This window comes from Enterobacter nematophilus, from assembly GCF_026344075.1.
Lineage (GTDB): Bacteria > Pseudomonadota > Gammaproteobacteria > Enterobacterales > Enterobacteriaceae > Enterobacter > Enterobacter nematophilus.
In genome coordinates this window covers 514009-526578 of sequence record NZ_JAPKNE010000002.1, presented here as the reverse complement: position 1 = coordinate 526578, position 12570 = coordinate 514009, and the positions used below count along the sequence as shown (strand labels likewise).

Sequence of the window (12570 nt, the reverse complement as noted above, 5' to 3'; positions counted from 1 at the left end):
CCGCGCATGATGCAAGCGAAACATGACCACAGGCGATAGCTAGCCCTGTAGCGTCTGTTTTTGCTCCCGGATATCTTTTTCTATTCCTTCGCGTACGTCCTGAGGGATTTTCAGCGCATCGCCCAGGGCGTTGAGATAGCTGCGTTCCATAAAGTGATCGACATCAATGGCGGCACAGCTGAGGAAATAGAGCTCCAGCGCCTCTTCTTCATTCTTTACGCCTAGCGCCAGACGCTGCGGATCGAGCGGCTGCTCAATGGCCTGCGCCACCAGCGTCCTGCCCTGCTCTTCAACACCGGCTTCGCGCAGCTGCTGTTCGATAGCCGCTCTCTCTTTATCATCAATGTGCCCGTCGCTTTTGGCGGCGAAAACCAGCGCAAGGATGAGCCGCTCCGTGCGCAGATCCAGCGGAGAAGTATGCTCCCCATAGTGAGGTTCATCGCGGTGCGCCGCTCGCACTCTGTCCTTATATTTGTTCCACAGCACGGTGCCGGCGATTGCGCCGCCCCCGGCCAGCAGCGCGCCGGTACCGTATTTTGCCAGCAGCTTACGTGAGGATTTATTGGCAACCAGCAGCCCTGCCAGCCCACCGAGTGCCCCCGGTACCAGCAGCTTGCTCAGCCCCTGCTCGCCGGAACCTGACGTTTTCTGCCCTAACATGGATTGCAGTTGATTTAACCAGCCTGACATGGATTCCCTCGCTTATCGGGTAACATTTTCCACAGCGTAAGCGAGCAGGCGTCAGGAAATGTCCGCTAAGGCTAAAGAAGCGCAAATTTCTCGTCTGCCCTTTTGCCCTGCGCAAGACAGACGCAAACGTTTTCGTTTATACTGCGCGCATCTTTTTCAGGGGGAATGTTATGACTCGTTTAGGAACCGCGCTGCGACCTGCGGCGACGCGCGTAATGCTGTTGGGATCGGGCGAACTGGGTAAGGAAGTCGCCATTGAATGTCAGCGTTTAGGGGTGGAGGTGATTGCCGTAGACCGCTACGCCGACGCGCCTGCCATGCACGTCGCCCATCGTTCTTATGTGATTAACATGCTGGACGGTGATGCCCTGCGTACGCTCATTGCACGAGAGAAACCGGATTTTGTTGTGCCGGAAATTGAAGCTATCGCAACCGATACGCTGATCGCCCTTGAGCAGGAAGGCCAGCGCGTGGTGCCCTGCGCCAAAGCGGCAAAGTTGACCATGAACCGTGAAGGCATTCGCCGCCTGGCGGCGGAGGAGCTGGGGCTGCCTACCTCAGGCTACCGTTTTGCGGGTGACAAAGCCGCATTCCTGCAGGCCGTTGAAGAGATTGGCTACCCGTGCATCATTAAGCCGGTGATGAGCTCTTCCGGTAAAGGTCAGAGCTTTATTCGCGACAGCAGCACGCTGGACAGCGCGTGGGATTATGCGCAACAGGGTGGCCGTGCCGGTGCCGGTCGCGTCATTGTCGAAGGCGTGGTGAAGTTTGATTTCGAAATCACCCTGCTCACCGTCAGCGCCGTGGACGGCGTCCATTTCTGCGACCCGATCGGTCACCGACAGGAAGATGGCGATTACCGCGAATCCTGGCAGCCGCAGCAGATGAGCCCCCTGGCGCTGGAGCGTGCCCGGGAGATTGCCCGTAAGACCGTTCTGGCCCTGGGCGGTTACGGCCTGTTCGGCGTGGAGCTGTTCGTCTGCGGTAACGAAGTGATCTTCAGCGAAGTCTCCCCTCGCCCGCACGACACCGGCATGGTCACGCTCATTTCGCAGGATCTCTCGGAGTTCGCCCTGCACGTGCGCGCCTTCCTCGGCCTGCCGGTTGGCGGCATCCGCCAGTACGGCCCGGCGGCGTCGGCGGTGATCCTGCCGCGGTTGACAAGTCAGAACGTCACGTTTGATAACGTCGAAGGCGCGGTTGGCGCGGGCCTGCAGGTCCGTCTGTTCGGCAAGCCGGAGATCGACGGTACGCGTCGCCTGGGCGTGGCGTTAGCCACCGGGGATAACGTTGACGAGGCCGTTGCAAGAGCAAAAGCAGCGGCAGCGAACGTTCAGGTAGCAGGATAAAAAAACGGGCCGAAAGGCCCGTTTTTCATGCTGCGAATGGCTTACTGCTTCGCGCCTTCAACCGCTTCACGAGCCAGTTTCGTGATGCGATCCCAGTCGCCCGCTTCCAGCGCATCCGCCGGAACCAGCCATGAGCCGCCGATGCACAGCACGCTTTTCAGCGCCAGGTAGTCGCGGTAGTTAGCCGGGGAGATACCGCCCGTCGGGCAGAAGCGTACCTGAGAGAAGGGACCCGCAATTGCCTGCAGCGCTTTGGTGCCGCCGTTTGCTTCTGCCGGGAAGAATTTGAACTCTTTCAGACCGTAGTCCATGCCAAGCATCAGTTCAGAAACGGTGCTGATGCCCGGGATCAAAGGAATGGTGCCTTCGGTCGCGGCCTTCAGCAGCGGCTCGGTCAGGCCCGGGCTGATGGCAAACTGTGCGCCGGCTTCGGTCACTTCCGCCAGCTGCTGCGCGTTGAGAACGGTACCCGCACCGATGATGGCGTCCGGCACTTCTTTAGCGATGGCGCGGATGGCATCCATCGCGCAGGCGGTACGCAGGGTCACTTCCAGAACGCGAACGCCGCCCGCAACCAGCGCTTTCGCCATCGGCACAGCGTGCTCCAGCTTGTTTACCACGATAACCGGCACGACAGGGCCAGTGGTCAGGATTGCTTCTGCACTTGTTTTCCAGTTTTTCATCAGAGTTCTCTCTCGCCAGATCGTTAAAATCAAGTCGTCTTAAAACGTAATACAGGTTGCGCCCTGCTCCGCACCGGAGAGCTTTTCACGCAGCGCGCTGAACATTTCGCGTCCGGTCCCCACGCGCGATGCGCTCAGGTCAGGAATATGGGGCTGACGTGCCGCCAGCTCTGCGTCATCCACCAGCAGGGTTAACTCGCCTGTCTGGCCGTTCACGCGGATCATGTCGCCGTCGCGCACTTTCGCCAGCAAGCCGCCGTCGTAGGCTTCAGGCGTGACGTGGATGGCGGAAGGCACTTTGCCGGATGCGCCTGAGAGGCGACCATCGGTCACTAACGCAATTTTGAAACGGCGGTCCAATAATACACCAAGTGGTGGCATAAGTTTATGTAATTCTGGCATGCCATTCGCTTTTGGCCCCTGATGACGCACCACCACCACGCAGTCTTTATCAAGCAGACCGGCGTCGAAGGCAGGCAGCACGTCGTGCTGGCTTTCAAACACGACCGCCGGGGCTTCGATAACCTGGTTCTCTTCCGGCACGGCAGAGGTCTTCATTACCGCGCGGCCAAGGTTGCCGCTCAGCACTTTGGTACCGCCGTGGTGGGAGAACGGTTTGTCGATAGTGGCAATCACCTGCGGATCAAGAGACGCGGTTGCCCCGTCGCGCCAGTCCAGCTCGCCGTTGTTCAGCCACGGCTCCTGGGTGTAGCGCTGCAGGCCAAATCCGGCTACGGTGTTCACATCTTCATGCAGCAGACCGCCTTTCAGCAGCTCGCGCATCAGCAGCGGGACGCCGCCCGCGGCCTGGAAGTGGTTGATGTCAGCCGGACCGTTCGGGTACAGGCGCGCCATCAGCGGTACCACGGAGGAGATGTCAGAGAAGTCATCCCAGTTAATCAGAATGCCCGCCGCGCGCGCCATGGCCACCAGGTGCATGGTGTGGTTGGTTGAACCGCCGGTCGCCAGCAGGGCGACGATACCGTTGACGATCACTTTTTCGTCGACCATTTTGCCCATCGGCATCCATTCATTGCCGTTTCCGGTCAGACGCGTCACCTGACGGGCCGCGGCCTCGGTCAGCGCCTGGCGCAGCGGCGCGTCCGGCTGGATGAAGGACGAGCCCGGAAGCTGCATCCCCATAAACTCCACCACCATCTGGTTGGTGTTGGCCGTACCGTAGAACGTACAGGTGCCCGGCGCATGGTAGGACGCGGCTTCGGCTTCGAGCAGCGCCTGACGATCGGCTTTGCCTTCCGCATACAGCTGGCGGATACGCACTTTTTCTTTATTCGGCAGACCGCTGGCCATCGGGCCGGACGGCACGAAAATCGCAGGCAGATGACCAAACGACAGCGCCGCCATCACCAGTCCCGGGACGATTTTGTCGCATACGCCGAGATACAGCGCGCCATCAAACATGTTGTGTGACAGGCCCACCGCGGCAGACATCGCAATCACTTCGCGGCTCAGCAGCGACAGCTCCATACCATCCTGCCCCTGCGTCACGCCGTCGCACATCGCCGGCACGCCGCCCGCCACCTGGCCCACCGCGTTCACGCTGTGCAGCGCTTTACGAATGATGTTGGGATAGACCTCATACGGCTGGTGCGCGGAGAGCATATCGTTATAGGACGTGATAATAGCGATATTGTTACGCAGCATGCTTTTCAGGGAGGCTTTGTCATCGGGCTGGCAGGCGGCGAAGCCGTGAGCCAGGTTACCGCAGGCCAGCTGGGAGCGGTGAACGGTGTTGCTTTTCGCCTGTTCAATGCGGGCGAGGTAGGCCGAACGGGTCTCTTTCGAGCGCTCGATAATGCGTTGTGTTACGCGTAACAATACAGGATTCATAAAAGCTCCTTTAATTTATCTGTCCGGGCTCGGGAGTTTACAAAGTCGCTGGCGGTTGTTAACAACGCTGAAACGCTTGCTGTCCGGAGCTCAGGGGCAAAATCACTTCCGGCAGTGTAATAAAAAAAGCTCCGCGGGTGAATCCACGCGGAGCTTAAAAGTATAAAAATTGTGCCACTAGCTGTGTTAGATCATGTTACCGGTAAAATAACACTTTCGGGCTAGCGGATTATCCTACTCAAACTCGTTCCAGGAGCGGCCATCGCGGGTGATCATCGCCACCGACGCAACTGGCCCCCAGGTACCCGCCTGATACGGTTTTGGCGCATCCTGATCGGCAGCCCAGGCTTCGGTGATGGAGTCGACCCATTTCCACGCCTCTTCCACTTCGTCGCGACGCACGAACAGCGCCTGGATACCGCGCATGGTTTCCAGCAGCAGACGCTCGTAAGCATCCGCAAGGTGCGTCTGGTTAAAGGTTTCGGAGTAGCTCAGATCCAGCTTGGTGGTCTGCAGGTTGTGCTTATGATCCAGGCCCGGCACTTTGTTGAGGATCTGGATATCCACCCCTTCGTCCGGCTGCAGACGGATGGTCAGCTTGTTCTGCGGCAGTTCCTGCCAGGATTCTTTGAACAGGTTCAGTTCCGGATTTTTGAAGTAGACGACAACTTCGGAACACTTCGCCGGCAGACGTTTACCGGTACGCAGGTAGAACGGTACGCCCGCCCAGCGCCAGTCGTCGATATCCACGCGGATCGCCACAAAGGTCTCGGTGTTGCTGGTCTTGTTCGCGCCCTCTTCTTCCAGATAGCCCGGCACTTTTTTGCCTTGCGCAAACCCGGCGGTGTACTGGCCGCGCACGGTCTTCTCGCGCACGTTGGAGCGGTCGATGCGGCGCAGCGACTTCAGCACTTTAACTTTAGCGTCGCGGATGCTGTCAGCCGTCAGGTCAGACGGTGGAGACATGGCAATCATGCACAGTATTTGCAGCAGGTGGTTCTGGATCATGTCGCGCATCTGGCCGGCCTGGTCAAAGTAACCCCAGCGACCTTCAATCCCCACCTCTTCCGCCACGGTAATCTCCACGTGGTCGATGGTACGGTTGTCCCAGTTATTCACAAACAGGGAGTTAGCGAAACGCAGCGCCAGCAGGTTCAGTACCGTCTCTTTACCGAGATAGTGGTCGATACGGTAGACCTGGCACTCTTCAAAGAACTCGCCCACCTGGTCGTTGATTTCACGCGAGGTTGCCAGCGACGTACCCAGCGGCTTCTCCATCACCACGCGCGCCGGCTTGGCGTTCAGTTTGGCTTCGCCCAAACCTTTGCAGATGGCGCCAAAGGTGCTTGGCGGCATGGCGAAATAGTTAATGGTGACACGGTTTTTCTGATCCAGCATGGCACCCAGACGGGAAAACGCGCTGACGTCATTGACGTCCAGGTTGCAGAAATCGAGACGACCGCTGAGGGTATCCCACAAACTTTCATCAATTTTTTCCTTCATGAAAGTTTCGAGCGCCTCGCGGACGACTTTGGTATAAGCGTCCTTGTCCCAGTCGGCGCGCCCTACACCCAGGATACGCGTATCCGGATGAATTTGGCCCGCTTTCTCCAGTTGATACAGGGAAGGCAGCAATTTTCGGCGTGCAAGATCGCCTTTCGCGCCGAAAATGACCAGGTCACATGCCTGGGCTGTTTGCGTTACCGCCATGTCATTCTCCTCAGTTGGATCACCTGGTGCTTCTGCCAGGTATCGTTGTAATTTTATTACAATGCACTGTACTGCTTTTACGTCATTCCCGAAACCATTAGCGCTTATCGTCTCGTGCGATACGGCGATTTTTCGCCATTCAGCCGATTATGGCGACGTAATGACGCAACAGCCGTCGATAATTTGCGCAACAGGGTCATAGCAAAACCCGACATCGATCAAGTAATGAAAAAAAACAACAACATTATCTTGTCGACTGTTACCCTTTAGGGAAGCCACAGGGGTAATATCGGCTAATCGAATCAAGATTTCATCAATGCGTGAAATCGTTTCCACCCCCATGAGCGCCTTGTTAACAATGAACATGCTTGAAAAAATCCAGTATCAGCTGGAACACCTTAGCAAATCCGAGCGAAAAGTGGCTGAAGTCATTCTGGCCGCGCCCGCTCAGGCGATTCATTCAAGCATCGCCGCTCTGGCTCAGGAAGCGGGCGTCAGTGAACCGACGGTCAACCGCTTCTGCCGCAGCCTGGAAACGCGCGGCTTTCCTGATTTTAAACTGCATCTGGCACAAAGTCTGGCAAACGGTACCCCCTATGTTAATCGTAATGTGGATGAAGACGACAGCGTAGATGCCTATACGGCAAAAATATTTGAGTCGGCCATGGCCACGCTCGATCACGTTCGTCAAAGTCTGGATATGAGTTCAGTAAACCGCGCGGTAGATTTACTTACCCAGGCCAAACGCATTGCCTTCTTCGGTCTTGGCTCGTCAGCCGCCGTGGCGCACGACGCGATGAATAAATTCTTCCGCTTTAACGTGCCGGTAATTTATTCCGATGACATTGTGCTGCAACGCATGAGCTGTATGAATTGCAGTGAGGATGACGTCGTGGTACTGATTTCGCACACTGGCCGCACCAAAAGCCAGGTTGAGCTGGCGCAGCTGGCTCGTGAAAACGATGCCATGGTGATCGCCCTCACCACCGCCGGCACGCCGCTGGCGCGGGAGGCGACCCTCGCCATCACGCTGGATGTCCCTGAGGATACCGACATGTATATGCCAATGGTGTCCCGTCTGGCGCAGCTGACGGTAATCGACGTGCTGGCGACCGGATTTACCTTACGCCGCGGCGCAAAATTCCGGGATAACTTGAAGCGAGTCAAGGAAGCGCTGAAGGAATCGCGTTTTGATAAAGAATTGCTTATAAAGAGCGATGTTCCCTGAAGTAGATAACGAAGACGTAACCAATAATTACGATGTAATGATTTTCGGCATTCGGTCCCCTCTTTGCTGCCTTGCGGCAGATGAAGGCCGATTCAATGTTCACGCAACACCAAAGTTGTTTCAGTCAACGGAGTATTACATGTCCAGAAGGCTTCGCAGAACCAAGATCGTAACCACCTTAGGCCCGGCCACCGATCGCGATAATAACCTTGAAAAAATTATCGCCGCTGGCGCCAACGTGGTGCGTATGAACTTCTCTCACGGTACGCCAGAAGACCATAAATTGCGTGCCGATAAAGTGCGTGAGATCGCCGCTAAGCTGGGCCGCCACGTCGCTATCCTCGGCGACCTGCAGGGTCCAAAAATTCGTGTATCAACCTTCAAAGAAGGTAAAGTTTTCCTCAATATCGGCGACAAATTCCTGCTGGATGCCAACCTCGGCAAAGGCGAAGGCGATAAAGAGAAAGTCGGAATCGACTATAAAGGCCTGCCGGCTGACGTGGTGCCTGGCGATATCCTGCTGCTCGACGACGGTCGCGTCCAGCTGAAGGTGCTGGAAGTTCAGGGGATGAAAGTGTTCACTGAAGTCACCGTCGGCGGTCCGCTCTCCAACAACAAAGGCATCAACAAACTGGGCGGCGGCCTCTCTGCGGAAGCCCTGACCGACAAAGACAAAGCGGATATCGTAACGGCGGCCCAGATCGGCGTTGACTACCTGGCGGTCTCCTTCCCGCGCTGTGGCGAAGATCTGAACTATGCGCGCCGTCTGGCCCGTGACGCAGGCTGTGATGCCAAAATCGTCGCTAAGGTTGAACGCGCGGAAGCCGTGTGCGATCAGGATGCGATGGACGATGTGATCCTCGCCTCTGACGTGGTGATGGTTGCCCGTGGCGATCTGGGCGTGGAAATTGGCGACCCTGAGCTGGTCGGTATCCAGAAAGCGCTGATTCGTCGCGCACGTCAGCTGAACCGCGCGGTGATCACCGCCACCCAGATGATGGAATCCATGATCACCAACCCAATGCCAACCCGTGCGGAAGTCATGGACGTCGCTAACGCCGTGCTGGACGGTACCGATGCGGTGATGCTGTCAGCGGAAACCGCGGCGGGCCAGTATCCGGCAGAAACCGTGGCCGCAATGGCGCGCGTTTGCCTGGGCGCGGAGAAGATCCCAAGCATTAACGTCTCCAAGCACCGCCTGGATATCCAGTTCGACAACGTGGAAGAAGCGATTGCGATGTCCGCCATGTACGCGGCCAACCATCTGAAAGGCGTTACGGCGATCATCACCATGACCGAATCTGGCCGCACCGCGCTGATGACCTCTCGCATCAGCTCCGGCCTGCCGATTTTCGCCATGTCCCGCCACGAGCGTACGCTGAACCTGACGGCGCTGTACCGCGGTGTGACCCCGGTACACTTCGACAGCACCAATGACGGCGTAGCCGCGGCGCACGATGCCGTAAACCTGCTGCGCGATAAAGGTTACCTGGTGTCTGGTGATATCGTCATCGTGACGCAGGGTGACGTGATGAGCACCATCGGCTCAACCAATACCACCCGCGTGCTTACAGTCGAATAATAACGGTATATGTGCGATCCCCTCTCCCCTAAGGGGAGAGGGACAGGGTGAGGGATAAAGGTTTTCTATTTCCTCGGGTAAAGCTCTTTACGCTTATAGGGCTCCGTCTCTCCCGGCTTCCGTGTTTTCAGCAGCTTCAGTATCCACGTGTACTGTTCGGTATGCGGCCCCACCAGCAGCTCTACCTCTTCATTCATGCGACGCGCGATGGTGCGATCGTCCGCGGTCAGCAAGTCGTCCATCGGCGGACGGACTTCGATGCTCAGACGATGCGTTTTACCGTCATAAACCGGGAAGAGCGGGATCACGCGGGCGCGGCAGACCTTCATCAGGCGGCCAATCGCGGGAAGCGTGGCTTTGTAGGTCGCAAAGAAGTCGACAAACTCGCTGTGCTCGGGCCCGTGGTCCTGATCCGGCAGATAGTAGCCCCAGTACCCCTGACGCACCGACTGAATAAACGGCTTGATGCCGTCGTTACGCGCATGCAAACGCCCGCCAAAACGACGACGTACGGTATTCCAGACAAAATCGTAGATTTTATTGCCCTGGTTATGGAACATGGCCGCCATCTTCTGGCCCTGAGAGGCCATCAGCATCGCCGGAATGTCTACGCCCCAGCCGTGCGGCACGAGGAAAATGACCTTCTCGTCATTGCGACGCATTTCTTCAATGATTTCCAGTCCTTTCCAGTCAACGCGATCGATGATTTTTTCCGGTCCTTTCAGCGCCAGCTCCGCCATCATCGCCATGGCCTGCGGTGCGGTGGTATACATCGCGTCTATGATGGCCTCGCGCTCGGCATCGCTTTTTTCAGGAAAACAGTAATAGAGGTTAATCTGCGCACGACGACGCGCGCTTTTACCTAAGCGCCCTGCCAGACGGCCTATTTTGCCCAGGACGGGATCGCGCAGCGCGGCAGGCAGCATAGCGATGCCCGCAAAGGTGTAAACCCCCAGCCAGGCGCCCCAGTTGCGCGGGTGTCGAAAGGATTTTTCAAACTCAGGAATGTATTCAATATTATTTTTTTTTGTTTCCATGCTGGTTCCAGGGTCTGGTGACGCAAAAAATTATTCAGATAGTGTAGCGAGGCAGTCGCCCGCGCACAAAAGAAAAAGCCGGCGCATACTGACACCGGCTTTTTTCACAAAACAGAGAGCTTAGTTTAAGCTCAGCTGCGGTATCACCTCTCTCGCCTGCGCCAGGTAATCGGAACGATCTTTACCTGTCAGGCCTTCGGTGCGCGGCAGTTTGGCCGTCAGCGGGTTCACGGCCTGCTGGTTGATCCACACTTCATAGTGCAGGTGTGGGCCAGTAGAGCGGCCGGTGTTGCCGGAGAGCGCGATACGGTCGCCACGTTTCACTTTCTGCCCCGGTTTGACCAGCAGCTTGCGCAGGTGCATATAGCGGGTGGTGTAGGTGCGACCGTGACGGATAGCCACGTAATAACCCGCTGCACCGCTGCGTTTTGCCATCACCACTTCGCCATCGCCAACGGACAGCACCGGCGTGCCCTGCGGCATCGCGAAGTCTACCCCGCGGTGAGGCGCAACGCGCCCGGTGACCGGGTTCAGACGACGCGGGTTGAAGTTAGAGGAGACGCGGAACTGTTTCGCCGTCGGGAAACGCAGGAAGCCTTTCGCAAGACCCGTACCGCTGCGGTCATAGAACTTGCCGTCTTCCGCGCGAATGGCGTAGTAATCTTTGCCCTCGGAGCGCAGACGCACCCCCAGAAGCTGGCTCTGCTCGCGCTTGCCGTCCAGCATTTCGCGGGACATCAGGACGGAAAACTCGTCGCCTTTCTTCAGCTTACGGAAATCCATTTGCCACTGCATGGCTTTGATCACCGCGCTGATTTCACCGCTGGTCAGGCCCGCATCACGGGCGCTGGAAACAAAACTTCCGCCGACGGTGCCTTTCATCACGCTGTTCACCCAGTCGCCTTTCTGCATTTCACTGGTCATTTTGAAACCGTTTGCAGTGCGGTCGTAGGTGCGGGTTTCGCGGCGGGACATTTCCCAGGTCAAGCGCTGAAGATCGCCATCCGCCGTTAATGTCCAGGAGAGCTGTTGCCCGATTTTCAGGTTACGCAGGTCTTTATCCGCAGCGGCCAGCTGGCTGATATTGCCCATGTCGATACCGTACTGGTTAAGCACGCTGCTCAGCGTGTCACCGGTAGAGACAACGTATTCGTGGATCCCCGCTTCGTTCTCGGTTTTATCGTCCAGTTCATCCTGAGGGATAGCTTCATCTTCCTGAGCGGCCTGGTCGATAGGCTCGCTGGCTTCAGGCAGCAAAGATCGGATCTCGCTCTTTTCAAGCTCGATGGTTTTTATGATCGGGGCAGAACTCGGGTGGTAAACATAGGGCCGCCAGACGGCGACCGCTAAGGTGAGAACTGTAAGCGACCCCAGCATAACGCGGTGGGGTCGAGGCAGATTGTTAAATGCCAGGGCGACAGAGCGGGCTATCTGTTGCACGTATTCACTTCCTCGTTAATCTCCTTTCAGGCAGCTCGCATACTGGTTCGCCAGTTGGCTGAGGAACTGCGAGTAGCTCGCTTTGCTCAACTGGATATTCGTACCTAGCGGGTCAAGGGTTCCCATGCGCACGGATGTTCCCCTGGCCACGGCTTCTACGACCGCTGGCCTGAACTGTGGCTCAGCAAAAACGCATGTCGCTTTCAGCTCAACCAACTGTGTTCTGATTTCATGTAAACGCTGCGCACCAGGTTGAATTTCAGGGTTGACGGTAAAGTGCCCAAGCGGGGTCAGGCCGTAGTGTTTTTCGTAGTAGCCGTAGGCGTCATGAAAAACGAAATACCCTTTTCCTTTCAACGGTGCGAGCTCATTACCTACCTGCTTATCGGTTGCGGCTAATTGTGCCTCAAAATCCTTCAGGTTGGCGTCTAGTTTGGCTCGACTTTGCGGCATAAGTTCCACTAATTTGTCATGGATTGCAACCGCTGAAAGCCGCGCTATCTCTGGGGATAGCCAGAGATGCATGTTGTACTCGCCGTGATGGTGATCTCCATCACCTTTTTCACCCTCTGCAGCGTGATGGTCGTGTTCGTCAGCGTCATCATCCGCCCCTTTCATCAGCAGCGGTTTCACGCCGGACAGCCCGGCAATTGCGACCTGTTTTTCGCCTGGGATCTGTTTGGCAGACTTCTGCATAAACGCTTCCATCTCCGGACCAATCCAGACAACTAAGTCTGCGTTTTGTAAGCGTTTTACGTCGGACGGGCGCAGGGAATAGTCATGCTCTGAAGCCCCGTCAGGTAGCAGAACCTGGGTTTCCGTTACCCCATCGGCAATGGCCGACGCGATGAATCCAAGCGGTTTAAGCGAAGCGACAACGGCAGCGTTAACATCTTGTGCGGTTGTTCCCCAAAGGGCGGTGGATAATGCTGCGAAAAGAAGCGTATTTTTATGTAACATAATGCGACTGATCATCGTAGTGAATGCGTGGAATGTGATA

Annotated in this window: 10 protein-coding genes; 3 read left to right on the top strand and 7 right to left on the bottom strand. The window is 56.8% G+C overall.

Annotated features, from left to right (window positions below; translation table 11 throughout):
• Positions 1 to 39: 39 nt before the first annotated feature.
• Positions 40 to 690 carry a tellurite resistance TerB family protein gene (locus OSH03_RS09150; protein WP_061097880.1) on the bottom strand — a complete coding sequence of 217 codons (651 nt, stop codon included), beginning with the start codon at positions 688 to 690 and terminating at the stop codon, positions 40 to 42.
• 170 nt (positions 691 to 860) lie between these two features.
• On the opposite strand from OSH03_RS09150, the gene purT reads away from it, so the two are divergent.
• Positions 861 to 2039: a formate-dependent phosphoribosylglycinamide formyltransferase gene (purT, locus tag OSH03_RS09145; protein ID WP_266178859.1), complete on the top strand. Its 1179-nt coding sequence runs from the start codon at positions 861 to 863 to the stop codon at positions 2037 to 2039.
• Positions 2040 to 2080: 41 nt separating this feature from the next.
• Here purT and kdgA read toward each other — a convergent pair whose 3' ends face one another.
• The 3 genes from kdgA to zwf form a co-directional block, all read right to left on the bottom strand.
• Positions 2081 to 2722 carry a bifunctional 4-hydroxy-2-oxoglutarate aldolase/2-dehydro-3-deoxy-phosphogluconate aldolase gene (gene kdgA, locus OSH03_RS09140; protein WP_014884307.1) on the bottom strand — a complete coding sequence of 214 codons (642 nt, stop codon included), beginning with the start codon at positions 2720 to 2722 and terminating at the stop codon, positions 2081 to 2083.
• A 39-nt stretch (positions 2723 to 2761) separates the two neighbouring features.
• Positions 2762 to 4573 (bottom strand): phosphogluconate dehydratase, encoded by a 1812-nt coding sequence (gene edd / locus OSH03_RS09135; protein ID WP_041909456.1) that lies wholly within the window; start codon positions 4571 to 4573, stop codon positions 2762 to 2764.
• Positions 4574 to 4807: 234 nt separating this feature from the next.
• Complete coding sequence (gene zwf, locus OSH03_RS09130; protein WP_193540542.1) at positions 4808 to 6283, bottom strand: glucose-6-phosphate dehydrogenase; 1476 nt, start codon at positions 6281 to 6283, stop codon at positions 4808 to 4810.
• Positions 6284 to 6641: 358 nt separating this feature from the next.
• Between zwf and OSH03_RS09125 the strand changes: the two genes are divergently transcribed.
• Complete coding sequence (locus OSH03_RS09125) at positions 6642 to 7511, top strand: MurR/RpiR family transcriptional regulator (protein ID WP_028013615.1); 870 nt, start codon at positions 6642 to 6644, stop codon at positions 7509 to 7511.
• A 139-nt stretch (positions 7512 to 7650) separates the two neighbouring features.
• Positions 7651 to 9093 (top strand): pyruvate kinase, encoded by a 1443-nt coding sequence (gene pyk, locus OSH03_RS09120; RefSeq protein WP_028013616.1) that lies wholly within the window; start codon positions 7651 to 7653, stop codon positions 9091 to 9093.
• A gap of 65 nt (positions 9094 to 9158) precedes the next feature.
• Here the strand turns inward: pyk and lpxM are convergent, their stop codons facing one another.
• The 3 genes from lpxM to znuA all read right to left on the bottom strand — a co-directional run bounded on the left by lpxM (position 9159) and on the right by znuA (position 12530).
• Positions 9159 to 10130 carry a lauroyl-Kdo(2)-lipid IV(A) myristoyltransferase gene (gene lpxM, locus OSH03_RS09115; RefSeq protein WP_061097876.1) on the bottom strand — a complete coding sequence of 324 codons (972 nt, stop codon included), beginning with the start codon at positions 10128 to 10130 and terminating at the stop codon, positions 9159 to 9161.
• A 120-nt stretch (positions 10131 to 10250) separates the two neighbouring features.
• Positions 10251 to 11570 carry a murein DD-endopeptidase MepM gene (gene mepM / locus OSH03_RS09110; RefSeq protein ID WP_028013619.1) on the bottom strand — a complete coding sequence of 440 codons (1320 nt, stop codon included), beginning with the start codon at positions 11568 to 11570 and terminating at the stop codon, positions 10251 to 10253.
• A gap of 15 nt (positions 11571 to 11585) precedes the next feature.
• The gene (znuA, locus tag OSH03_RS09105) at positions 11586 to 12530 is read right to left on the bottom strand and encodes a zinc ABC transporter substrate-binding protein ZnuA (RefSeq protein WP_266178932.1); all 945 of its coding nucleotides are present in this window, start codon (positions 12528 to 12530) and stop codon (positions 11586 to 11588) included.
• Positions 12531 to 12570 lie beyond the last annotated feature (40 nt).